The following is a 24706-nucleotide window of genomic DNA, read 5'->3' on the forward strand; positions in this document are numbered from 1 at the left end:
GGCCGGTGGGCTGGTAGATGCGTGTGGGGTCCAGGACGAGCTCGCGTAGGAGTTCGCCGGTGGGGGCGTTGATGATGCGGATGTCGAGGTCGTGGACGAGGGCCAGGACGTAGGTTCCGGTGTGGGTTCGCCCGATCCCGATGCGGTGGAGCGTGCCGTTGTGGCGCAGTGTGATGGATCCGGCTGTGGAGACCCGGTCATGGCGGACGCGGTCGTGGGTGTCGCCGGAGCGGTCGGCGCCGGGGGTGGCTTTGGGGCGCGCGGCGTAGGCGGTGGCCGGGGTGGCGCGGTGTGGCAGGGACCGGTGCGGGCGGCGGTGGTTGTACTCGTCGGCGAAGTCGTCGAGCAGTGCCTGCAGCTGGTCGATCGTGGTGGGCTGGACGGGCTGGGCGGCCAGCCACTTCTTCATCGTGGCCTGGAATCGTTCGACCTTGCCCTGGGTGGTCGGGTGGTTCGGTTTGCCGTTCTTCTGCACGATGCCTCGGCGGCGCAGCTCGTGCTCCAGGGCGGTGCGTCCGCCCTTTCGGCCCTGTCCGGCCAGTCGCACGGTGTAGACCATGCCGTTGTCGGTGAGCGTGGAGGCGGGGTATCCGTGCAGGCTGGCGGCTTGGCGGACGGTGTCCAGCACGATCTTGGCGGTGACGCGTGGCCAGGCGCTGAGGTGCAGGGCGTAGCGGGAGTGGTCGTCGAGCCAGGTGATGATCTCCACGTCTGCCCCGGGTCGCCCGTCGGGGCGGGTGAGGCGGTAGTGGGTGAAGTCGGACTGCCAGCACTCGTTCGGCATCGAGGCCTCGAAGCGGATGTAGGAGCTGCGGGGCCGCTTCTTCGGCTCGGGGGTGACGGCTGCCTCGCGTGCCAGGACGCGGTGGATCGTCGCGCGGGAGACCTTGGCGCCGTGGTGGTGTTCCAGGTGCCAGGCGATGGTCTCGGCGCCGCCGTCCAGGCCGGCCTCGGTCAACTTCTTGCGCAGGACCAGGATCTGCTCGACGACCGCTGGCGGTGTCGCCGCCGGGTTGGTCTTCGGGGCCCGGGAGACGGGCTCGAACGCGGCCTCGCCCTGCTCGCGGTATCGGGCCATGAGGCGGGAGATCCAGCCCTGGGAGACCCCGTAGGTGCGGGCGACCTCAGACTGGGATGTACCGGCGAGAACGGCAGTGATGACCAGGCGTCGCTTCGACATGGCGAAGCGTCCAACGCCCAGCGGTCAGCCTCGCGACGCCATGCCGATGCCCCGAGACACCCCTATTCCGATGTCGTGAGACACCCCATTCCGATGTCCTGCGCCAGGACACTGCCCCCGCTACCATGTGATGTCTCAAACATCGACGACAGTCGAACCCTCGGTTGTGGGTTCGGCTGTCGTCATTTTCGGGCCTGGTGGGTGGGCTGGTGGTCGCGTGGGGTCGATGGTGAGTTCGCGGAGGCGTTTGCCGGTGGTGGCGTTGACGAGGCGGACGTGTAGGTCGTGGACGAGCAACAGGACCTGAGTTCGGCCGACGCCGATGTGGTGCAGGCGGCGTTGACGCGCAGGGTGATTACGCCGGAGCCGTCGATCAGTTGGTGCGGACCCGGTCGTGGGTATCGCCGGATCGGTCGGCGGACGGGGTGGCTTTCGGGCCGGTGGGGGTAGGCCGTCGCGAGGGTCGCACGGTGCGGGAGCGAGCCGTGCGGGCGGTCCTGGTTGTAGGTGTCGCGGAACTGGTCGAGCAGGGCCTGCAGCTCGGAGATGGTTTGGGATTGTTGGGTCCGGGCACGTAGCCAGTTCTTCGTCGTCTGCTTCGTGCCGTGGTGGTGGGTCAAGTGTGCCAGCCGATGCTGTCCGCGCCGGCGTCCAGACCGGCTCGGTCAGTTCTTTGCAAAGACGTAGGACGCTTTTTCAGCTTGTAGACCCAGGCACGGTGCACCCCTTAGCGGCGGGCGACCTCGGCAGGCGTCTGACCCTCGACGAACAGGGCCGTGATGACCAAGCGAGCCTTTGACATGGCCGACGATCTGGCACATCAGCGCTGTCGGGTGGGAGCCCGCCAGTGAGGCTCCCGGACCCAATCCGGGTCCGGGAGCACGAGCCGACGATGACCCCTGGGGCCGCGGCGACCTCGTCCTGCGCGGCGCGTGCGTCCGGGTGCCGGCACCGGCCGGTGGGCGCCGTCGGCCTCGCTCCGTGAACCTTGATCAGAAGCGGGTTGTCATCGCCCTGGTGACCACAATCCGCTCCTGATCAAAGGATTGGCAGGCCGACAGCCGACATCGATGACGCGGCCGCCACGGGCACGGGCGAGCACCGGGCCCCGGGCGGGTCGGACCTTGGGCTCACGGTGACGTCACCGACCACAGGGCCGGCCCGAACTCGATTCGTTTGCCGAACCGGTAGGTGTTGGCCGTCACAGTGGATGACGATGTGGACCTCACCTGCGTGACGACGAACTATGTGCCACCCTTGCGGGCCACCTCTCGCTCCCTCGAGATCCGACCGATCCGAAACGGACCGTGTCGGCGACGCTCGAAAACGAGGCCACCCAGACGGATTGGATGGGTGATATCAGTGGAGGATTTGGGCGTTGATCCGCCGGCTGGCACCTACCTGCCCGCACGGCGATCGACGACGAGGCGTACTGCGCATCGCGACGCGTTTACGGCTGAGCGAACGTTCTCCTACGGGAGGGGCCGTACGCTGCGCGTCTGCGCTTCCGGCCCGGCGAAGGCCGTTGACCGCCGTAAGGGGCATCTCCTAGCGTCCTGGACGAATCGCTCGCCCGACTCGATGGCATCTGGAGTGAGAGGTCACCTGAATGAGCCCATCGAGCCCGAACCGCGCCACAGTTCGTGCTCATCCCGAGGTCTGCACCGGGATGCTGGATCCAGTGGTCGATGCGCGAGGCTGGTTCCCGCTCGTCGCGCAGGCCGACGCAACCTTGATCTCGACGCGGGACCGGTTGGCGTACGACGGCGTCCAGTCTCGCGCCTACTGCCTGGTCACCTCCGGGACGGGGCACATCGTCGTGAACGGCATCGGCTACGAGGTCGGCCCTCGTTCGCTGATCGGCATGCCGTGGGGGCATCACGTCGAATATCGCCCGGCCCGCAACGATCCGCTGCTGGTCAGCACCGTGCACTTGATTCCGCGACACGATGCGGCGGTGCCGGTCACGCTGCGCGTCGCCCACGCGCCTGATGATCCGTTGTGGGACAGCTCGCATCGACAGGATCTTCCGGCGCTGCCGCAGGTACCGTTCCAACTCCGACACGGTGATCGCGTCGGCCTGGCACTGCTCATCGCCTTCGCGGCGCATTACTGGGGGCGCGGCGATGTGACCGCCATGGTTGGCCGGCACATCGGTGCCGTCCTCCTCGACGAGGTGTTAACCGCGCGTCGTCGGCTTGCCCCGCAGTACGACCCGAATTTGCCACCGACGTTGCGCCGTGCCATCGCGTGGGCGGTCGGGCACGTCCACCGGTCATTTAAGCTGGCCGATCTCTGCGCTGCCGCCGGAGTGAGCCCGACGACCCTCGGCCGGCTGTTTCGGTGTCACCTGGGTGCGGCGCCGATGACCTGGGTGCAGCATTTGCGGCTGGAGCGGGGTGCGCGGTTGTTGCGCGAGGGGACGCTGACGGTCGGTCAGGTCGCTCGGCGCGTCGGGTTCGCCGACGCCGAGTACTTCGCACGGCTGTTCCGCCGGCGCTACCGCATGACGCCTGGCGAGTGGCGGCGGCGCTCGATGAACGTGCCGTGAATCGATGCCCGAGGCTGGCCTCCTCGGTCCAGGTCACGCGTTGCCGGTGACGACCACCTGCTTGCGGCCGCGTGGTGCGACAACGTCATCGTCGAATCCGTTCACAGCGTTACCGGTCACCGCTCCGGTAGCCGTCGCCGAGACCCGGATGCCGGCATCGCCGCGACCGGACAGGACGTTACCGGTAACTGTGAAGCCGTCTCCCCCGACGTACACGGCCGCTCCACCGCGCGAGGGGCTGATATCGGTGCCGACGTTCGCTGTCACGCTGACCCCTGCAGACCTGTCGTCCACCCGCACCAGCCCGGCCGGACTGCCGCTCTGGCTGGTGTTGCCCGACACGCTCCCCACCGTCACGCGTTCCAGGTCCACGCAGAGCTCATCGATGGCGGAGAAGGTGTTGTCGGTCACCCGGACCCGTCGGCACGTCGCGACATGGATCCCCGCAGGTGCGGCGCCGAAGGTGTTGCCCCGGATCTCCAGGCCGTCGGCGTAGTTCGCGCTGATGACGTAAGTGTCGTCGCCAGGCTCGGTGAGGTCGTCGAAGGTGTTGTCCGCGATCACCACGTCGGTGATCTCGCCGCCGCCGGGCAGGCCGCGCAACCAGATCACCTGCTGCCCGGGCACGTCGTTCGAGGTGCGGCGGAAGCCGGTGAAGGTGTTGCCCAGGATGCGAATGCGTTTGGCGCCGATACCGCTGTCCAGGGTGATCTTCACCGGCGGGCGCACGTTGGGGTCCCAGGTCTTGGGGATGACGACGTTCGGTGCGACGAAGGTCAGCACCCGTCCCATCCCCGGGGTGGTCTGGATGAACCTGTTGTCGGCGATGAGCACATCGGCGCAGGTCGGCAAATGCAGGATCCCGATGTCGGCCGACGCGTGCGGAGTGTCGTCCACCGCCGGCTGATGCCCGGGATCCACCACCAGGTTGTTGGTGAACCGAATTCGCTCCATCCACGAATCCTGCTTGTACCCATGACACCCGACCGGCTTCGGCGACGGATAGGTCACGCCGCCTACGGTTAAGGGGAGGAAGGCACAGTGATCGATTGTGACGTCGCGGGTGAGCAGCCCGCTGTATGACCCGGTCGGCTCGGTGGTCCCTGTGGCGCCGAAATAGGAGTAGTCCAGCTGGATGCACTCGCGCCCGGCGGACTTCGGTCCCTCGTCGTCGTGGAACCCGGCGAACGTGCAGCGCTCGATCAGCACCCGCTCGCAGCCCGCCAGCGGGATGCAGTGCCGCGACCCCTGGCACTCGATGAACGAGCAATCGCTGATCACCACGTCGCTGGCGTGATGGAGGTTGAACAGTGAGATCGGCCGGGCCTCGGCGTAGGAGCCGCGCATGGTCAGCCCTCGAATGGTGATGTTCGTGGCCCCGCCGCCGTACCAGGGCCGGCCCGGGGAGGTCACCGCGAACGAGATTCCTCGGGCGCGGGTCAGAGTGGCACCGTAGCCGATCAAAGTCAGGTTGCTGGGCAGGATCAACGGAGGTGGAGAGCCGGTCTTCGGGCTGATCCAGTACGGCTTCGGCGCCGGCGGGACGATCACACACCCGCCGCCGGACTCCCGGACAGCGTCGAACGCGGCGATGAAAGCGCCACTGCTGTCGGTCTCGCCGTCACCCCTCGCGCCGAAGTCGGTGACATCGTAGACCGGGCCGTTCTCGGCGGCGGCGGCCGGGGATGACATACCCGCCGTCGCCGCAACGCCCAGGCCAGTGGCCAGGCCGGCCAAGCCCAGGAACGACCGTCGTCGGGTGGACTCGACGGGTGCGTCGGTGCTGCGATGCTCCATGCCGGTCAACCTGCCGTACGCGGCCTGTAGCGGCCAAGCGATGCGGCGGCCGACGGTCAAATCCTCCGGCACATGACCGATCAATCCGGGGCCCTCAGTCGCCGTTCGCGCGGTGGAGCGGTGCGGTCGAGAACCGTAGACCATCGATGCCGGGCAGCGTCACCGACACGGGCGGGTTGTCCTGGTTTCGGGTCGCAGGGACTGCAGCAGCCGGCATCGCTGATGTGGTCCGTCGCAGTGGCGAACGCGGCCAGGTCCAGGTTGCCGCCACGCGCGCGAGGGCTTCCTCCCTGCCGGCCAGGACCGTTGCCAGCGGATCACCGTCGGCGGATCCCGGCCGTACGGCGGCCGTACCACCGGCGCTATCGGGAGCCAACACCAGCTTTACGTCCTGAAGACCCTTGTAATCCACCCGCTGACACGCCCGGCAACCGTCCACGCCGAAACTCCGCCAGAACACAGAGGCACATCGGACGCGAAGCGGCGTTCGAATGGAGCTTGTAGTGATCCAGCCTGAAGGTGTCTGTCTCATGACCATCGGCTCGTGAACCGCCCGGCTAAGTCATCGTCCTGCCTGCGTGCTCCTTCCTGCGACGCCAGCGCCGCCGTGCAGGCGACCTGACACCACCTTCCAGAACTCACGGGGTGAGCAGGACCTTGATCGTGCCGTCGGTCTTCTTCTGGAACATGTCGTAGGCCCTGGGTGCGTCGTTCAGCGGCAGCTTGTGGGTGTGGAAGTGGTCGACGCCCAAGGGGTCGCCGGCGCCGGTGAGCAGGGGCATGATGTCGTCGGTCCAACGCCGGACGTTGGCTTGGCCCATGCGCAGTTGGATCTGCTTGTCGAACAGCGTCAGCATCGGCAGCGGGTCGGCCATGCCGCCGTAGACGCCCACGAGGGAGATCGTCCCGCCGCGGCGTACCGCGTCGATCGACGTGTACAGCGAGGCGAGGCGGTCGATGCCGGCTTTCTGCATCATCGGTTCGGCGAAGGTGTCAGGCAACAGTCCGACCAGCTTCTGGGCGAATTGTGCGGTCGGTGAGCCGTGCGCTTCCATGCCGACGGCGTCGATGACCGAGTCCGCGCCGCGGCCGTCGGTCAGGTCCCGTACGGTGGCGGCGAGATCGTGCTCGGCGTCCGGGTCGAGGACGGTGGCACCGCGCTCGGCGACCCTCGTTCGGCGTTCCGGGACGGGGTCGGCGCCGATGACGGGGTGGCCGCGGTGCAGTGCGATGCGGGCGGCCATGTCGCCGATCGGTCCGAGGCCCATCACCAGGACGGTGCCATCCAGCGGGATTGCGGCATACTCGACGGCCTGCCAGGCTGTCGGAAGGACGTCGGAGAGGTAGACGAACCGCTCGTCCGGTCCGTCCTGAGGCACGTTGATCGGTGCGTACTGCGCCTGCCGCACACGCAGGTACTCGGCCTGCCCGCCGGGCACCTGGCCGTACAGTTTCGTGTATCCGTAGAGCGCGGCGCCCATGCCGTGCTCGCGCACCTGGGTCGTCTCGCACTGGGTGTGCAGGCCGTGCTGGCACATGTAGCAGCGCCCGCAGCAGATCTGGAACGGCACGACCACCCGGTCGCCGGGGCCAATCTGGGTGACCTGGCTGCCGACTTCCTCGACGATGCCCATCGACTCATGACCCATGACGTCGCCGGGCTCCATGAACGGAGCCAGCGGTTCGTACAGGTGCAGGTCCGACCCGCAGATCGCCGTCGTGGTGACGCGGACGATGGCGTCCGTGGGCTCGACGATCCGGGGATCGGCGACATCATCGACCCGGAGGTCGCGCTTGCCCTGCCAGGTCACGGCCCTCATGGCGCTGGTCCTCTCCCGTGATGTCGTCTCGGTGTGGTCGGTGTACCCCGAGACGACACGGCCATTCGGGGGTGCCGAGCCGGTCGGTCGGCCTCCGGGCGCGTGGAGCTATCGTCCCGACCGACGGTCACGACAGCCATCATGAATGGTTTTGGTGGCGGTTCGGGTGTGCGTCCCCGGCGTGCTCATCACGGTGCTCGGCGGGCAGGTGACCTGGGCGCTGGGCTTGCAGTTCGTCTTCCTTCTCAGAACTGCCCGGCACGGCCTCCGGCACCGTGGCCGGTGTGTCCGGCGCCGTGACGGCCGCCGGCTTCTGCGGCTCGGTTTCAGGGGCGACCGGCGGCGTGGCCACCGGCGACGAGCCAGATGCCACCTGCGGACACGCGGCCGGATGGAGCCCGGGCGATCGCGCGGAGCGCGACCTGCAGGACATGGAACGCGCCAGCCGCGATCGGCTCGAGGACTGGCGGCGGCGAATCATTCCGCCGGTACCGGCAGCGACTCATGAACGCCGCTCTCGCGGGCGTCGTCCAGCTGCAGTCGGTGGTCGACGTGATGGCGACAGACGTGGTGACGTGCAGGCGGCGACATCATGACCGTGTCGCCTTCCGCGCCGATCGACGAGGTCGTCCAGCTGATGCGACGAGACATCTACGATCGAGACGAGCTGGTCGGCCCTGCGGTGGCCGAGGCGGTGTCCTGGTTCCGTGCCCACCTGTCGTGAGAGTCCTCGCCACCGGGGGAGGCGGGACGGTCGTTGGGGTTGGGCGCGGGGATGGCGGCCCGCACCTCCGTCAGCCACGTGTCGAGGGTCCGGGCCAGCCGGCGCGTGTCAGCCGGCCTCTTCTCCGCGAGGTCCTCCGTCTCCGAGATGTCGTTTCGGAGGTCGTACAGCTCCAGGTGGTCGTCCTCGAAGAAGCGGATCAGCTTGAGGTCGCCCCACCGGACGGCGGCGCCAGGCGTGCCGCCCTGGTTGCCGTAATGCGGGTAGTGCCAGAAGACCGGACCGCGGTCGAACGTCTCGCCGCTCAGCAGCGGGAGGATGCTGACGCCATCGGTGTGCTGCTCCGGACGCAGCGGCAGCCCGGCAGCCGCCAGGAGGGTCGGGTAGAGGTCGGGGCTGGTGGTCAGCTCGCCGGTGGTCGTTCCCGGTGCCACCACGCCGGGCCAGCTCACGATGAGCGGCACGCGAACCCCGCCGTCGTACATCCATCCCTTCCCCTCGGCAAGGGGCGCGTTGCAGGTGGGCGATCGCTCCGCCGTCGACAGGCCCCCGTTGTCGGAGGTGAAGATGACGATCGTGTCGTCGAGCTTTCCGCACCGTTCCAGGCCGTCGAGCAGTCGGCCGAGGTTCCAGTCGAGGTTCTCGATCATCGCCGCGTAGGCCGGATCGGACTGGACGGTCCGGCGCTGCACCCGTAGGTGCCGCAGATGCCAGGGCGGCAGCCGCTCGCCGGGTTCGAGGGCCTCGACGTCGGCCAGGCCGAGCTCGCGTGCCTTGTCCGCGTACTTGCGGATCAGGTGTTCAGGTGCCTGGATCGGCGTGTGGACGGCGTAGTGCCAGAGGTTGAGGAAGAACGGGCGGTCGTCAGCTGAGTTGATCAGTGCGATGGCCTCGTCGGTGAGCCGGTCGGTGAGGTACTCGCCGTCGGGGCCGTCGGTCAGGGTGGGGCATCCGTACGGACTGACGTAGGTGGGCGGGCGCCCCCAGTCGCAGCCGGCCACGTTGACGTCGAAGCCGTGCCGGTCCGGCCACGTCATGCGCGAGCCGAGGTGCCACTTTCCCACGTGCCAGGTGCGGTATCCACCGTCTCGCAGCGCTCGGGCTAGGGAGATCTCCTGGCTCGGAAGACAGTGGTGGTAGGGCACGTCGCACAGACGTCCCACCGCATGGCCGCCGATGTAGTTCGTGACGCCGACGGTGGCCGGGTACTTGCCCGTGAGAACGCTCGCCCGGGTGGGCGAGCACACCGGAGCCGCCGCGTAGGCGTCGGTGAACGCCATGCCGTTGGTCGCCAAGCGGTCCAGGTTCGGCGTCTCGTAGAACGTCGAGCCGTAACAGCTCAGATCACGCCAGCCGAGGTCGTCGACGAGGATCAGGACGATGTTCGGCCTCGAGGTGACCGTGTCTGTCATGGACCGTTGCTCCCTAGCCTCGCCGGCCGCGACGCCTCCTGGACAGCTCGCTCGCCGTGCATGAACACGTTCTACGATCGGCATGCTAACGATGGGGTCGGCCCGCGATCCTGACCACGTCCGTTCCCGCAGGGCGGTTGGACGGTCATCGCGGTGCGAGCTGCGGGGCGCTCGGAGCGCTCGGAGTGCCGGCAGGGAGCACCTGGATCTCGGCGGTGGCGGCACCGAGTGCGGTGTGCTCGGCGTGCAGGCGTACGGGCCCTGGCGTCTCCGTGGTTCGCAGCCACACCGCGCCCCCGCCGCCCACCAGCGCGAACGGGTTGTCTCCGATGATTCGAGCCGGCCCTTCCACTCTCAGCGAGACCGCGCCGGTGGCGTATGGCCGGCGGTTGCCGAACTCGTCGGTGACGCGCAGAACCACCCGGGTGGCGTCGCTTCCGTCCGCGACGAGCGTGGTGTCGTCGGGCTCGACCTGGAACAGCGCGTCCACGCCGCGTCCGCTCAACCGCCGGGTCGTCACCAGGCGGCCTTCCAGGTACCCCTCGATGCACAGGTCGTGCCAGTCGGGTCCCCACTTGGCGGACAGGGCATCGGTGATGAACGGAGGGTGTGGCAGGTGGCCGAAGGCCTCGCGAGCTGGCTCTAGGCGAGACACCATCCGATCACCGACGTACAGACGCAGTTCGTCGCAGTTCGAGCAGATGACGGCCAGCCCGCTCGATCGATGCCCGGCGCGGTCGTCGTACATCGTGTTGTGTGTCTCGACGGCGTGCGGGTGGAACTCCCCGCGCGACCAGTGGAAGGCAGGCTCGAGCACGATGGCCTCGGCCGGATCGCACTGTGACCGATACAGTGCGGCGGCGGGCTTGGGGATGCGGAAGATGTCCGACACGCCGTGGTAGCAGACGTGGTCGCCGGATCCGGCGTCGCCGCGGGTGTTGTAGTCGAACGCGCACCACCCGATGCCCCCGGCGTGCCGGTCGTCGCCGTAGATCTGGTCGAGGACGCGAGCGTGCCGCAGAACGTGCTCCTGGACCCGGTCCAGGTGATCGGTCTGCTTGGTCGGGAAGGTGTGACCGCCGAACTCGGTGACGAGGTACAGCTGATGGTTGGGTCGCCGTAGCTCGCCTATGTCGAAGTCGTTGACGGTGTAGACGTCCTCCAGCAGTTCTGAGTCGAAGAAGTTGCGGATTCCACCGGTCTGACGGGAGTCGTCGAGGGTGCGTGCCAGCTGATTGGTGCGGGTGTAGAAGTCGTGGTGGTCGCGCGACTCGTTGATCCGGACGCCCCAGAGGATCACCGACGGCCGGTTGCGGTCGCGGCGCACCATCGCTTCCACGTCGCGACAGGCGAGCGCCTGCCACGCCGCGTCGCCGACATGGGACCAACCGGGTATCTCCTCGACCACGAGCAGGCCGATCTCGTCGCAGCGGTCCAGGAAGTGTGGCGACTGCGGGTAGTGAGACGTCCGGACGACGTTGCACTTGAGCTCGTGCCGGAGGATCTCGGCGTCTCGTCGCTGCACTCGCCGGGGCATGGCGCCGCCGACGAACGGGAACGTCTGATGTCGATTGAGCCCGCGCAGCTTGAGGCGGCGCCCGTTCAGGAAGAAGCCGGCCGGCGTGAACCGCGCCTCGCGCAGGCCGATGCGGCGGGTGTGCTCGTCGTCGGACGGGCCGTGCAGCCTGACCACGACGTCGTACAGGCGTGGCCGGTCGATGTCCCACAGCTCGATGTCTCCGAGGTTCTCGAGCAGCAGGTCCACGGTCGCGGTGCCCCGATCGGAGACCCGCACCTCACGCTGCGACCGCGCCAGTATCCGGGCACCGTCGCGCAGCTCCGCCTCGATCGAGAGCGGTCCGGGGACCGCGCCGTCCGCGTCGAGCTCGCACGACACTTCGATGGCACGCTCGGCCTCGAGGACGCGCACCGGCTTGGCGAACACGTCGGCGACGAAAACCTGAGGAACGAGGCGGAGCGTCACGTCGCGGTAGATGCCGCCGAACGTCAGGTAGTCCATCCGCCCGCCGAACGGCGGGATGTCGGGCCGTTCCGTGGCGTCGACCCGGATGGCGATCACGTTCGGGCGGTCCCGGGCGACCTGAGCGGTCAGCTCCATGGAGAACGGTGTGTATCCGCCGAGGTGCTCTCCGACGAGAACGCCGTTGCACCAGACGGTGGAGGCGGTCATGGCGCCGTCGACATCGAGGAACACTCGGCCGGTGAACCCTTCCGGCACCTCGACGGTGCGGCGGTAGACGGAGACGAACTGGTAGGCAGCGCGATCGAAGCCATGCCAGGGAAGGGTCGTGGTGCTGTGCGGCAGAGTGACGCGCTCCCATCCGGAGTCGTCGAGGTCGGCGGCCTCGTCTCCGGGCGAGGCCGGGGCCGTGTGGCGCCAACCGCGGTCGAGGTCCAGCAGGTGTCGTGGCACGAGTCGATCAGCTCCTGTCGGTGTGGCCCGGATCGGGCCGCAGGTCGGGGGATCAGTCCCGTGGCTCGTACGGCCGTCCCGTCGCGGGGTCGAGGAGATCCACGACGACCTGTTCGAGCCGGCCGCTGAAGTCGAACGGCCCGTCGGCGTCGGCGCGGACGGGGGACAGCCGGTCGCCGCCGATGTCCAGGCCCTGGAAGGCCACGAAGTGCTCGAAGGTCTCGTCGAGGCGCAGGTGCCCCGCTTCGTTCCCGCCGATCAGCAGGGTGGCCGTGCCCGCGGAGCTGTCGGTGTCCTTGATGAACCGCACGGCCACCTCCGAGGCGCCGAGCGGGACGGGAACGGACGAGCGCAAGATTTTGTGGTCGCCGTAGTAGTTGTAGTCGTAGACGAGCCGGCCGTCCTCGACCATGAGGCAGTAGCCGCTGTTGACGCTGCCGTGCGCGATGAGCACGCCGTCCGCTGACCGGTCCGGGCGGACGATCCGGGCCGAGATCTGAACGGACCGGCCCGCGACCGGGGGCGCCGCGGCGGTGGGGATGTGCTGGACTCCGTCGAGGTAGACGAATCGGTGGCGATCCTTGGGGGAGTGCGGGCGGAAGTTCGCGTTGGCGCGCTCGGCGAAGCCGCGGTCGTCCAGTGGCAGGACGTTGTTGCGGCGGGCTTCCCGCCACCAGGTGTCGACCAGCTCGCGAAGCTTGCCGGGCATGGCCGCTGCCAGGTCCTCGGCCTCGGAGAAGTCCTCGGCCGCGTGGTACAGCTCCCACCGGTCGGTGTCGAAGTCCGCGCCGCGGCGGTGCCAGGCGACGGCCTTCCACCCGTCGCGCCAGATGGCCCGGTGCCCGTCGGTCTCGAAGTACTGCGTGCGCTCAGAGGTCGCGGCCGACGCGTCGTCCAGCACGGCGCGCATGCTGACGCCGTCGAGCGCTCGCTGCGGCACCCCCCGGTACGTGCGCGGCGCTTCGATGCCGATGAGGTCCAGGACCGTGGGCACGATGTCGGTGACGTGCTGGAACCCCGAGCGGCGCTCCCCTGCACCCATCCTGTTCGGCAGGCTCATGATCATCGAGGTGCGGATGCCACCGGCGTGCGTGTTCTGCTTGTACCGCCGGAGGGGCGTGTTGGCGGCCTGCGCCCAGCCGAGGGGGTAGTTCACGTGCGTGGTGCGCCCGTCGATCTCCTCGATCCGGGCGAGGTTCTCCGCCAGGGAGGGCAAGCGGCCGTTCTCGTAGTGCGTGGTGTTCAGGACGCCGTGCTCCCCTCCCTCCTGGCTCGCGCCGTTGTCACCCAGCAGCACCACGATGGTGTCGTCCAGGCGGCCCAGCTCGTCCAGGTAGCTCAGGAGCCGGCCGATCTGGGCGTCGGTGTGCTCGAGGAACCCGGCATACACCTCCTGGAAGCGTGCCGCGAGTCGCCGTTCGTCCGCGGTCAGCTCGTCCCACGGGCGCACGTCGTCGTTGCGCGGCGGCAGTGCGGTGCCGGGCGGGATCACTCCGGTCTCGAGCTGCCGCCGGTAGCGCCGTTCCCGGATGACGTCCCAGCCCTCGTCGTAGGCGCCGCGGTACCGTTCGACGAACTCCGCCGGTGCCTGGAACGGCGTGTGCGTGGCGCCGAACGCGAGGTAGAGGAAGAACGGCTTCTCCGGCGCGATCGATGTCTGGTCGCGGAGGAACTCGCACGACTTGTCCACGAGGTCGGCGGTCAGGTGATATCCGTCCTCCGGTGTTCGCGGCGCCGTCGTCTGGTGGTTGTCGTGGTACAGCTCCGGGTAGTAGTGGTCGGTCAGTGCTTCCATGAACCCGTAGTAGCGCTCGAAGCCCCGCCCCAGTGGCCACTGGTCGTACGGGCCGGCCGCCGTCGTCTGGTCCATGGGCGCGAGATGCCACTTTCCGACGGCCATCGTGTTGTAGCCCCCGGCCACCAGCATCTCCGCCAGGGTCGCGCAGTCGTGACCGACCCTGCCACGGTAGCCGGGGTAGCCGTCGTCGACGTGTGACAGATACGCCATGCCGACCGCATGGTGATTGCGGCCGGTCAGCAGGCAGGCCCGCGTCGGTGAGCACAGTGCCGTCGCGTGGAAGTTGGTGAACTGCACGCCGCGCGCGGCGAGCTCGTCCATCGTCGGCGTGGCGATCTCCGAGCCGTAACTGCCGAGGCTGGAGAACCCGATGTCGTCGAGCACGAGGAAGACGACGTTCGGGCGACCGGCCGAGGTCGGGACCGGGGGCCAGGACGGGGTCGAGTCGCGGTACGTCGTGCCGATCGTTGCTTCGCGTGATGCTTCGCCCGGTCGCTGCCCGGTCGGCCGGTTCGGTTCGGTCACTGCCATGTCAGCTGGGCCCTCTCGTCGACGTCTGCCTGCTCGTGCACCGGTGGCCCGAGCTCGACCACGACGTTGTCGAGGGCGCCGGTGAAGGTGAATGGAGCCTCGTACTCGTCGCTGACCGGTGACGGGGCGTTGTGTCCGCACTGGACCGACACGCACGCGATGCCGGCGGGCACCAGCCGCGGAACAGTGCGGCGGCCGACGGGGCGGCCGTCGATCGACAGGACGGCGTGCGCGCCGGGGCCGGCGGGCTCGATGTCGAGCCGGAGGAGCGCTGGCCCGGTGGGCAGGACCTCCGTGGCCGTGAGCACCGTGTGCCGGCCGGCCAGGTTGTAGTCCAGCATCAGCCGGCCGTCCTTGACGAAGAAGCTGAAACCGAACGCGCGCCGTCCGTACGCCAGCAGTACGCCCTCGTCCGACGGCGAGCACCGCGCGGTGGCGGTGATGCGGAACGCCCGCTCGGAGAACCTGGGCCCGACGACGTGGTTGAGCAGCCGGGTACCCGGCAGCAGGGTGTAACGGCGCCGGTCCGTGGCGGGGTCGAGCGCCAGTACCCGCTCGCCCATGCGGTCATCGAGCGGCAGCACCGCATAGCGTTCCGCTTCACGCCACCACAGGTCGGCCAGCTCGCGGGTCCGTTCCGGCTCGGTGCCGGCCAGGTCGACGGCTTCGGAAAAGTCCTCTTCCAGGTGGTACAGCTCCCAGCGGTCCTCGTCGAACGGCGTCCCGGGCCGATGCGCGGTGACCGCCTTCCAGCCGTCGGCGTAGATGCCCCGGTGGCCGGCGGTCTCGAAGTACTGGCACCGGGGCTCGGTCGTGGCCTTCGCATCGGTGAGGGCAGGCAGCATCGAGGTGCCGTGCAGCGGGAGTTGGGCGACACCGCGGTGGGTCCGCGGTGCCGTCGTGCCGGTGAGCTCGAGGATGGTCGGCGCGAGGTCGATCGCATGGTGGAACTTTGTCCGGATCGGCTGGCTGGTGTCCAGGTGTCCGGGCCAGTGCGCCACCAGCGGCACCCTGACGCCGCCGCCGTGAGTGAACCTCTTGTAGTACCGCGACGGAGTGTTGCCGGCCTGTGCCCAGCCGGCCGGATACTGGTTGTGCGTCCGTGGGCCGCCGAGCTCGTCGATGGCGGCCAGCCCGTCGGCCACGGAGTCGTCGAGGCCGAGGAAGTACCGGTACTCGTTGACGGTGCCGTGTGCTCCGCCCTCGCCGCTGGCACCGTTGTCGGACATGACGATGACGAGCGTGTCGTCCAGCACCCCGCGCGCTCGCAGGACGTCGACGACGGCACCGACCTGGGCATCGGTGTGCTCCATGAAGCCGGCGAACACCTCCTGCATGCGCGCATAGAGGCGGCGCTCGTCTTCGCTCAGGTCCGACCACGCCGGAACGCCGGGGTCCGCCGGGGGTAGCCGGGTCCCCGCGGGCACCACTCCGAGGTCGATCTGACGCTGCAGGACGAGTTCTCGCTCGCGGTCCCACCCATGGTCGAAGGCGCCTCGGTAGCGGTCGATGTAGTCGCGCGGGGCTTGGTGCGGCGCATGGCAGGCCCCGAAGGCCAGATAGCAGAAGAACGGGTCGTCCGGCCGCGACGTGAGGTGATCGGCGAGGAACTCCTGCGCGCGGGCGGCCAGGTCCTCGCTGACGTGGTAGCCGGGGCGGTCCGGGGTGTCGACACGGTGCTGGTCGTAGAACAGCTCAGGGTGCCACTGGTCGTCCTCGCCCCAGAGGAAGCCGTAGTACCGGTCGAACCCGCGTTGAGTCGGCCACTGGTCGAAGGGTCCGGCGGTACTCAGCTGCCCGGGCGGTGTCAGGTGCCATTTCCCGACCGCGTAGCTGCCGTAGTGGCGGCCGTGCAGCATCTCCGGGATGGTGGCAGCCGCTGGTGACACGTGGCCGCGGTAGGAGGGGAAGCCGGTGTCGAACGCGGCCAGGAAGCCCATGCCGACGGAGTGATGGTTGCGGCCGGTGAGCAGGCTGGCCCGGGTCGGCGAACACAGCGCCGGCACATGGAAGTTCGTGAAGCGCAGGCCGGCCGCGGCCAGCGCGTCGATGGTTGGCGTGGCGATGGAGGCGCCGTAGCAGCCGAACTGGCCGAAGCCGACGTCGTCCAGCAGGACCAGCAGGACGTTGGGCCCCTGACGTGGTTCGCGGGCGGGCCACGACGGTTCGCTCATCCCACGTGCCTCCTCGGCATCGTCGCGCTAGGTGGGGAAACGTTTCACCACCAGCGCGAGTCTAGCGGATGTCCGCGAGGCGTCGCCGAGGAAGGGTGCGGATGACCGCCGCGAACCTGCTCTACGTCATCGCCGACCGGGCGACGCCACGGGTGTCGTCCGGGGGTGTGCGCACGCATCGATGGACCTACGCCGTGCGCGGGCCGGACCTCGACCGGACACTGCGCGCGCTCTGGCGGGAGCGCGCCGGTGCGGATCAGGCCTCGAAGGCCTGAAGCATGCCGTCCATCCCGGCCACGACGAACGTCGTGTCGCCGTCGCACAACGCCGGCGTGGCGATGATGCCCTCCTTGCAGACCTGACGCAGCTCGCGGTGGCCGCCGGTTCGCAGGTCGAGGAGGTGGACGCTGCCGGTCGAGCTGGTCACGTAGGCGTCCGAGCCACGCGTGACCACGCCCGGACCGAAGAGCTGGACCGGAAGGCTCGCCTCCCACCGTGCCGCACCGGTCGACGGGTCCACCAGCAGGGCGTGGCCGGCCTCGTCGATCGTCAGGACGTCCGACCCGACCAGCACGGGCGGGCAGAAGATGAACGACCCCGGCCTCGACCAGGCCGGCGTGCCACCGTCGTCGAGTCGCAGTCCGAAGCCATTGTCCTTCGTGCCGACCACCGCGGTGCGCCCGGCTAGCAGGACCTGGCAGTCCCACGGGCCCTTGGTCAGCCTCCCATGGGTGTCGGGCCGGTCGGTGAGCAGCTGCGTCCAGGCCGTGCGCCGCGGATCGCGCGCGTCGATGGCATGCACCCGGCCGTCGCCCACGCCGACGTAGACCAGCTCTCCGTCACAGGCCGCGCGGCCCATCGACCGCACGCCGAAGTCTCGCCGCCATCGCACCCTGCCGGAGCCGGCATCGAGGCAATAGAGCGTCTCGCCGGCGAAGAGGATCGCTTGGGGCTCGCCGTCGATCTGCGTCACGAGTGGATCGGCCATCACCGGCACGCCCAGGTCGGTCCGCCACAGCTCCCGTCCGGTGCGGGCGTCGAGTGCGTACAGGTGGTGGTCGCTGGAGGGTGCGTAGATGGTCCCTCCGTCGGCAGCGAAGGCGAGCCGCGAGTAGACCGGACCGATCCGGCGGGTCCACTGCGGCCGGCTGCGCCCGGCACCCGGCCGGAAGGCCGAGACCCGCCCAGCGACCGTCGCCGCGACGAGGAGGCCGTCGTGGTGCGCCAGGGCGCTGTGGACCATGTCGCCCATAGAGTGCCGCCACATCGGCGCGAACCCGTCGCCGGGCTTGGTGACGGTCACGATCTCGCGCCAGATCTCGCCGCTGGTCCCCTCGACCCGGAGGATGGCGCGGTGCTCGCCGGGCGGCTCGTGTCCGAACGGCAGGTCGCCCGCGAAGCCGTTGCCGTCGGCGACCAGGGGCGTCCACGTCTGGCCGTCCTTGTCTCTCCCGACCCAGATGTCCTGGTTGTAGACCAGGGCCGAGACCGATGCGACCGGCTGCCCACGGTCGAAGCCGGCCCGGACGGTGAGCGCGTCGCCGGTGCGGTCGACGCCCGCCGAGATCTCGGCCGGCTCGAGGTCGGCGACGTCGGCGGCCAGGTCGATGGAGGTCACCGGGCGGGGTTCGGCGGCTGCCGTGGCCGGCGTCAGCGGCACGGAGACGAACTCCACCGTCAAGACGTCGCGATCCCCGTCCTGGACCCTGGTCAGCAGGTAGAAGCCGATGTCGCCGGTCACCTGTTTGAGGGCCTTGCCGGCTACCACGGTGAGCCCGTTGAGCCGCCGGACCCGCTCGGCGTGCATGTGGCCGCACAGGATCGCGCGCACCCGGAAGGGCTGGATGGTTTCCGCGAACGTCTCGGAGTTCTGCAGGAAGTAGTACTCGTCGCCCATCGGCGGATGGTGGCTGACGATGACCGTCGGGCGGTCCGCACCGTTGCGCTCGAGGGCTCCTCCGAGCCAGTCCCGCGTGGGCTCATCGAGCCTGACCGCGCTCTGCTGAGCCACCGTCAGGTCGGGCAGGCACCAGTGCAGGCCATCGGGCGTGACGACGGAGGAGTTACGGGCCCCGCCGAACTCGTCGTTGGCGAGGAAGCGGTCCCAGGTCTCGTAGGCCGAGGCATCGTGCCTGGCGTCGTGGTTCCCCGGCACGTGGAGCATCCGGCCGCGCAGTGAGTCGGGTACCAGGTCGCAGTAGGCCTGGTACTGGTAGGCGCTGCCGTCGTCGGTGACGTCCCCGCCGTTGACGACGAGAGCCGGGTCCTTCGCCTCGATCGCGGCCAGCACGGCACGCAGGGCCGCGGTGCGGTCTTCGATCTCCGGATCGACGTGGGTGTCGCTGATGAACGCGTACGTCGTGGTTCGCGCGGAACGGGCGGCGCCGCTGGCGACTCCTGGCAGCGTCGCCATGGCGGCAGCCGCCCCCGTGGCCTGGAGGAATTCTCGGCGACTGGGCAGGAACCGGGAAGGAGTCATGGGGCAGACCATACGATAAAGTGGTGAAACGTTTGGCCGTTGGTAGCTGAACGTTATCGAAACGATCGATTCCCGGCGAGTCGGTCATGCCCGACACCGGCGAAAGGTGGACATCCGTGCGGCTGCTCGTGATCAGACATGCCGATCCCGACTACGCCGCCGACGCGATCACCGAGCGCGGCCGGCGCGAGGCCGATGCACTGGCCGCGTGGCTGAGCAGCCAGGACGTGACGCACGTGTTCACCTCGCCGATGGGCCGTGCCCGGCAGACGGCGCGGCCGACCGCCGCCGCCACCGGTCTTCGTCCGCACGTCCTGCCCTGGACGGCAGAGCTGCGGATGGTCAAGGTCGCCGACTCCCTCGGCGGGGTCGGCCCGGTATGGAACCTGCCCGGGGAGCTGGTGCGGGGCGGCCGCGACCTGCCCACCACCGTGGACTGGGACCGGCTGCCGGCACTGACCGGGTACGACTTCCGGGCTCGGTTCGAGCAACTGCGACGCGACTCCGACGCCTTCCTGGCCGAGCTGGGTTATCGGCGCGAGAACGGCGTCTACCGGGCAGCCGCGCCGGACGAGGATGTCGTCGCCGTCTTCTGTCACGCGGGTTTCGGCCTGGCCTGGCTGGCGCACCTTCTCGCGCTGCCGTTGACCCTGACGTGGTGCGGCCTCTACCTCGCGCCGACCTCGGTCACCACGGTGCTGATGGAGCGTCGTTCACCTGGTCTGGCCGTCCCGCGCGCCTTGGCCATCGGCGACACATCGCACCTGCGGGCGGCCGGCTTGACGGACAGTACGCGTGGCCTGACGGCCAACAGCCGTTAGGCCAGCCCCAGTTGGCGGCTGGGCTCGGCGCCGAACCCCTCGACCACGAGCCGGTCCGGCTCGACGTGACAGATCGCGAACGCCGTGCCGCCGCCGTTGACCATCGCGGCGAGGGTGAGGAACGGCCGGCCCTGCCGGTCGGCGAGGTCACCGCGGTGCCGATGCCCGTTCAGGTACCCGATGACGCTCGGGTGACGGTCCAGCACGCGCAGCACGTCGCCCGCGTTCAGGACGGTGTGCTTCTCCGCCGGCAGGAGCGGCTGGTGGGCGAGGACGATGACGCGCTCGCCGTCGTCGTCGGCGGCGGCCAGGCGGGACTCCAGCCAGCGCAGTTGCTCCGGCCCGACGCCGCCGTTCCACGGATGCGCGTTGATCTGTCCCGAGGCCAGCTGCTCGCGGAGCACCCGGCGCCGTTCCAGCCACCGCGGCGATCCGGTCGGCTGGTCCAGGGCCGCTGACTCGTTGGTGTCGAGGACCAGGAACCGCACGCCGCCGGCACGGTGTTCGTAGTACGCGGCGGTCATGGACAGGGCCGCCATGACCCCGCGGCGGTCGCCCCGGAAGCTCTGGAGGTCGTGGTTGCCCAGGACGTGCAGCACGGGGACGCCGGACGTGCGCAGAACGCGCAACAGGGGCGCCAGGTCGGCCGGGTCGCGATCGATCAGGTCGCCGAGCTGGACGATGAAGTCCAGGTGCCGGCCTGTGAAGAGCGCCACGGCGTCGTGAAGCCGGCTCAACCCAGCGCGGTAGGCGCGCGGCTGACCGGACACCGGTGGATCGGCGTCGGCGTACTGACAGTCGGCGACGACTCCGAAGGAGACCATGGCCCGCCGAGAGGCGCGGCTCACGAGTCGAGCGGATCGGGCGCCGCGGCCCTGGCGGGCTGATGGCCGTAGCGGACGCCGCGCAGGCCGTTGGTCCGCACCCGGGGCGCGAGCTTGCGGCGCCGCACCATCTCACCGGAGGAGGCCACGATGGTGGGCGTCACCCCCTCGATCCGCTTCACCCAGCCGGCGAGCCGGTCGGCGAGCTCGAGCCGGACCGCGACGTGTTCGTCGTTGTCGATCAGGTTCACCAGCTCGTACGGATCGAACTCCAGGTCGTACAGCTCACGCTCGACGTACCGGTCTGCCGTTCCGGTGTTTCGTGGATCGGCGTCGGGGGCGGCGACGTAGTACTTGTACTTGGGTGTGCGCAGGACCCGGCCGACCTCGTTCTCGCCGACCTGGCTGAACCCCTCGCCACCGGCCTCCGGCGCGTGCCCGCCCAGCAGCGGCACGAGCGACGAGCCCTGCATGCTGTCCGGCACCTCCAGGCCCGCGGCGTCGAGGAGGGTGGGCACGAGATCCACCGTGTTCACGATCGACGAGATCCGGCCGCCGCCGCGGAACACCGGGCCGTCGAGGACCATCGGGACCCGGATGGAGGCGTCGTGGCTCGACCGCTTGAACTCCTTGTTGCGGGTGCGGAAGTGAGAGCCGTGGTCGGACGTGAAGGCGATGATGGTGTCGTCGAGCAGGTCCAGGCTGCGCAGGGCCTCCCGCAGCCGGCCGAGGCACTCGTCCAGGCGCTTGACCTGCCCCAGGTAGCCGGCCAGCTGGCGGGCCGCGGTTCCGCCCAGCTCGGCCAGATCGGGGGGCATCCAGCGCCCGCCGTAGTACTCGGCGTAGCCCTCGGGCGCATCGTTGCTGTCGGTCTCGTTCTGCTGGTGCGGCTCGATGAACGAGAGGAACAGGAAGAACGGTTCGCGGTCGTGATCGGCCACGAACCTGATGGCCGCGTCGGTCAGCGCGTCCGCACGGTATCCAGGCAGGGCCACGGGGTCGTCGTCGTCGTCGAACAGGATGGTCCGGTAGGCGTCGGAGGTGAACTCCAGGATGTTGGAGGCGAGCCAGGACGTGTAGCCGGCGCGCTGATCGGCGGGCACCGCGGCCGGGCCGTCGGCCAGGTGCCACTTGCCGATGTAGCCACACGCGTAGCCCGCGGCACCGAACCGTCTGGCGACGGTGTCCGCATCGGTGGCGAGCGAGAGGTCGTTGCGGTGGACGCCGGTGGCGGTCGGGTACAGCCCGGTCTGCAACGACGACCTCGCCGGCGCACACAGCGGATTCGGCGTGATGGCGCACGCGGCATGCGTGCCCTGCAGAGCCATCCGGTCGAGGTTCGGTGTCAGCCGCAGCGGATTGCCCGCGTAACCGGTGGTGTCCCAGCGCTGCTGGTCGGTGAGGAAGACCACGACGTTGGGTCTGCGGCTGGTACGGTCCGTTTCGCTCACGGTCGTGTCCTGTTCGTGGTCGGGTGCGCGTTCACCGGGGATCCTGGTGGTGTGGGACGACGTCGGCCGTGGCGATCATGCGATCCAGCAGCCTGACGCGCAGCTCGTCGATCGCGCCCGCCGCCGCTTGGACATGGATCAGGTTGCGCTGTTCCGCGGGATCCAGCGTGAGATCGTAGAACTCGTCGTCCTCGTACATCCGGCGCACGTACTTGTATCGGTCTGTTCTGATCATGGTCGCCTTGCCATGTGCGACGGGGTCCTCGCGCTGCAGGCTCATCCGCGGGTAGTAGAGACCCTCGGGCTCCTGTGGCGAGGCCAGTTCGGCCGCGTGCGTCTCGCTCTCCCGCCGGCCCCCCTCGCACAGCACGTCCGGGCGGTGCTCGTTCGCGCCGTCGCTGATCAGTGGGAGGAGCGATCGGCCGAAGTGGTCGTAGTCGCGCTCCAGGCCGGCCAGCTCCTCGATGGTGGCGGTCACATCGACGAGCTCGGTGAGCGCATCGGTGACGCCGACGCGGCCGGCTCGGTCGCGTGGCGGCTTGATGACCAGGGGGACGCGCGTGAGCGAGTCGTCGAACACGTTCTGGGCCTTCTCCGGCAGCCCGAAGTCGCCCGCGAAGTCGCCGTGGTCGGCGAGCAGGACGATGGCGGTGTCAGGATAACGACCCGACCGCCGAACGGCCTGTACGACCTCGCCGAACATCGCATCCGTGCGGGTGCACATGTCGTAGTAGGTGGCCCGCAGCTCCCGCCATCGCTCGGGCGGCCAGTCCTCGAGCCCTTGGCGCCGGGCCAGCTCCGTGATCGTCCGAGGCTTGTGGTCGCCGGCCGCCGGGCGAGGCAGCGGATCGGGCACGAGCCGTCGGTCGGTGCTGCCGTACCACGGTGCCGCGACGCCATAGGGGCAATGCGGGGTGAGCAGTGTCAGCACGACACAGAGCGGTTGGTCGACGGGCCGGTTCAGAATCAGGTCGACGGCCGCGTCGACGTGATGACGATCGTCGTCGACGTCTAGCTCGTCCGGCAACCGGCCAGCATAGAAAGAGTAGTACCCCGGCACATCGGTGCTCGGCCACCACTCCCGCCAGCGCGCGGCCCACGACAACCCCGTCGGGCGCTGCTGGTTCTCGACACGCACGTCGACCGACCCGTCGATGGCGCGCGGCGACAGCATGTCGTTCTTCCCTGCCCACCACACGAAGTAGCCGGCCTCGCGCAAGCGCCGCAGCAGGTTGGGCTCGTCCTCGCGCAGCAGGTGGTGCTGCGTACGGTGGCCGCGGACGTGTGGGTACCAGCCTGTCAGCACCGAGCACCGGCTGGGTACGCAGATCGGGTTCTGGCAGAACGCTCGGGAGAAGGAGACCGCGTCCGACTCCACCAGCCGGTCCACCTGGGGCGTGGCCACCACGGGATTGTGGTGGCCCAGCGCGTCGCCGCGCCACTCGTCGGCCACGAAGATGATCAGGTCCGGACGGGAGGTGGTCACCGGCCGGGACCCCCCGCCTGGTCCGCGCTGCGGTCCCGGCTGGACGACCTGACGATCAGCTCCCACGGCCGCTCGATGATCCGGCCCGGCTGACCCGGCTCGTCGATCCTCGCGAAGAGACGTTCGACCGAGGCGTCCGCGGATCGGGTGGGGTCTCCCACCGAGGTGAGGGACGGCTCGATCCGCTCGCCCTCCTCGGTGTTGCCGACACCCATCACGGACAGCCGGCCCGGAACGTCGATACCCAGACGATGTGCCGCCCACACCGTGGCGACGGCACCGCGGTCGGTCATCGAGAGGACCGCCTCGGGCAGATCCGTTCGCAGCAGCCTGGTCGTCACCTCATACATGTCCTCGCGCCGGTTGCTGGTGGTGATCGGCTCCGGGTCGAGCTGGTGCCTGGCGAGGGCTTCCACCGCGCCGGCCAGCCGCGCGGCATGGTCGGCCATCTGGCGGTGCTGGGCCAGGATGCGGATCTTTTGATGCCCCTGCTCGACCAGGTGATCGACGGCCGCCGCGAGAGCCGCCTTCTCGCCGTGCCTGACGACGTCGAATCCGTGGGGCCGCATCGTCTCCGAGTGCACGACGAGACTCAGCCCGGCGGCCGCCAGAGCACGGATGACTCGTGTCTCCAGGTGCTGGGTGCCGAGCATGATTGCGCCGTCGACCATGCCGGACTGCAACAGCGTCGCGACGCGCCGGCCCGATGCCGTGTCGCGGAACGGCAGGTGCACGACGCCGTAGTCACGCCGGTCGGAGAGCTCTTCCATCTGCTCGCTGATCGCGTCGACCCACGGTGTCATGGGCCCGTGCCAGACCAGGGCCACCAGCTCCGTGCGTTCTTTGCGCAACGCGCGAGCGGTGCGGTTGCGCCGGTAGCCGACCTTCTCCGCGGCGGCGAGGACCTTGCTCCGCGTCGGCTCCGGAACCCCCGAGCGTCTGTTGGCGCGACCGCTGACCACGTAGGAGACCGTCGTGATCGAGACGCCCGCCAGCTCGGCGACGTCCTTGAGCGTCGGAGGCCGCCGGGGCTGCGCCGGCTCGGTGGTTTTGATCCTGGTCTCCTTCTCGAGGACGGCCTCAGCAGGGTCCGTGCACATTATCTCGCGCTGGGTGGGCGACCGCCGGATTCGCGACGGTGCTCGTTCCAGCCGTAGGGCGCTGACGAGGACGAAAAGCGCGGCGCTCCCTCGCACCGTCGTCATCGGTTGGTTAATCGTTTGG

At 69.3% G+C, this 24706-nt stretch carries 16 protein-coding genes; 3 read left to right on the top strand and 13 right to left on the bottom strand.

The annotated features are described in order from the left end of the window. Together E1269_RS01925 and E1269_RS34095 are read right to left on the bottom strand one after the other, a co-directional pair. Nucleotides 1-1180 (bottom strand): IS481 family transposase (locus E1269_RS01925; RefSeq protein WP_131890483.1); only part of this gene is annotated, 1180 nt, incomplete at its 3' end. Between the two features lie 182 nt (nt 1181-1362). Next, entirely contained in the window at nt 1363-1800 is a 438-nt protein-coding gene (locus E1269_RS34095; RefSeq protein WP_203432752.1) for an integrase core domain-containing protein, read from the bottom strand. A gap of 989 nt (nt 1801-2789) precedes the next feature. On the opposite strand from E1269_RS34095, the gene E1269_RS01935 reads away from it, so the two are divergent. Then, entirely contained in the window at nt 2790-3731 is a 942-nt protein-coding gene (locus E1269_RS01935; RefSeq protein WP_131890485.1) for a helix-turn-helix domain-containing protein, read from the top strand. A gap of 33 nt (nt 3732-3764) precedes the next feature. Here the strand turns inward: E1269_RS01935 and E1269_RS01940 are convergent, their stop codons facing one another. The 6 genes from E1269_RS01940 to E1269_RS01965 form a co-directional block, all read right to left on the bottom strand. Beyond that, complete coding sequence (locus E1269_RS01940) at nt 3765-5528, bottom strand: right-handed parallel beta-helix repeat-containing protein (protein ID WP_162606177.1); 1764 nt, start codon at nt 5526-5528, stop codon at nt 3765-3767. 638 nt (nt 5529-6166) lie between these two features. Next, nucleotides 6167-7348 (bottom strand): alcohol dehydrogenase catalytic domain-containing protein, encoded by a 1182-nt coding sequence (locus tag E1269_RS01945; RefSeq protein WP_131890491.1) that lies wholly within the window; start codon nt 7346-7348, stop codon nt 6167-6169. Between the two features lie 651 nt (nt 7349-7999). Then, nucleotides 8000-9484: a sulfatase gene (locus E1269_RS01950; RefSeq protein ID WP_131890494.1), complete on the bottom strand. Its 1485-nt coding sequence runs from the start codon at nt 9482-9484 to the stop codon at nt 8000-8002. Nucleotides 9485-9629: 145 nt separating this feature from the next. After that, the gene (locus E1269_RS01955) at nt 9630-11918 is read right to left on the bottom strand and encodes a glycoside hydrolase family 2 protein (RefSeq protein ID WP_131890496.1); all 2289 of its coding nucleotides are present in this window, start codon (nt 11916-11918) and stop codon (nt 9630-9632) included. Between the two features lie 52 nt (nt 11919-11970). Next, entirely contained in the window at nt 11971-14247 is a 2277-nt protein-coding gene (locus E1269_RS01960; RefSeq protein ID WP_131890498.1) for an arylsulfatase, read from the bottom strand. Then, nucleotides 14238-16421, bottom strand: a complete 2184-nt coding sequence (locus E1269_RS01965) for an arylsulfatase (protein ID WP_131890500.1) — start codon at nt 16419-16421, stop codon at nt 14238-14240. The genes E1269_RS01960 and E1269_RS01965 overlap by 10 nt, the downstream gene beginning before the upstream one ends. Nucleotides 16422-16522: 101 nt before the next feature. Between E1269_RS01965 and E1269_RS32050 the strand changes: the two genes are divergently transcribed. Next, nucleotides 16523-16696: a hypothetical protein gene (locus E1269_RS32050; RefSeq protein ID WP_162606178.1), complete on the top strand. Its 174-nt coding sequence runs from the start codon at nt 16523-16525 to the stop codon at nt 16694-16696. On the opposite strand, the gene E1269_RS01970 is transcribed toward E1269_RS32050, so the two are convergent. After that, nucleotides 16678-18900 carry an outer membrane protein assembly factor BamB family protein gene (locus E1269_RS01970; RefSeq protein ID WP_162606179.1) on the bottom strand — a complete coding sequence of 741 codons (2223 nt, stop codon included), beginning with the start codon at nt 18898-18900 and terminating at the stop codon, nt 16678-16680. The genes E1269_RS32050 and E1269_RS01970 overlap by 19 nt on opposite strands. 116 nt (nt 18901-19016) lie before the next feature. Between E1269_RS01970 and E1269_RS01975 the strand changes: the two genes are divergently transcribed. Further along, nucleotides 19017-19721 carry a histidine phosphatase family protein gene (locus E1269_RS01975; RefSeq protein ID WP_131890506.1) on the top strand — a complete coding sequence of 235 codons (705 nt, stop codon included), beginning with the start codon at nt 19017-19019 and terminating at the stop codon, nt 19719-19721. On the opposite strand, the gene E1269_RS01980 is transcribed toward E1269_RS01975, so the two are convergent. The 4 genes from E1269_RS01980 to E1269_RS01995 are packed head-to-tail and all read right to left on the bottom strand — an operon-like array spanning nt 19718 to nt 24687. Next, on the bottom strand, nt 19718-20569 hold the full coding sequence (locus tag E1269_RS01980) for a metallophosphoesterase (protein ID WP_131890509.1): 852 nt from the start codon (nt 20567-20569) through the stop codon (nt 19718-19720). The genes E1269_RS01975 and E1269_RS01980 overlap by 4 nt on opposite strands. Next, a complete protein-coding gene (locus tag E1269_RS01985) occupies nt 20566-21996 on the bottom strand; it encodes a sulfatase-like hydrolase/transferase (protein WP_131890512.1) in 1431 nt (476 codons plus the stop codon). Before E1269_RS01985 ends, E1269_RS01980 begins: the two co-directional genes overlap by 4 nt. A gap of 31 nt (nt 21997-22027) precedes the next feature. Beyond that, complete coding sequence (locus E1269_RS01990; RefSeq protein ID WP_162606180.1) at nt 22028-23482, bottom strand: sulfatase family protein; 1455 nt, start codon at nt 23480-23482, stop codon at nt 22028-22030. Continuing rightward, entirely contained in the window at nt 23479-24687 is a 1209-nt protein-coding gene (locus E1269_RS01995; RefSeq protein WP_131890518.1) for a LacI family DNA-binding transcriptional regulator, read from the bottom strand. The genes E1269_RS01990 and E1269_RS01995 overlap by 4 nt, the downstream gene beginning before the upstream one ends. Nucleotides 24688-24706: the final 19 nt, after the last annotated feature.

This window comes from Jiangella asiatica (assembly GCF_004349065.1).
Taxonomy (GTDB): domain Bacteria; phylum Actinomycetota; class Actinomycetes; order Jiangellales; family Jiangellaceae; genus Jiangella; species Jiangella asiatica.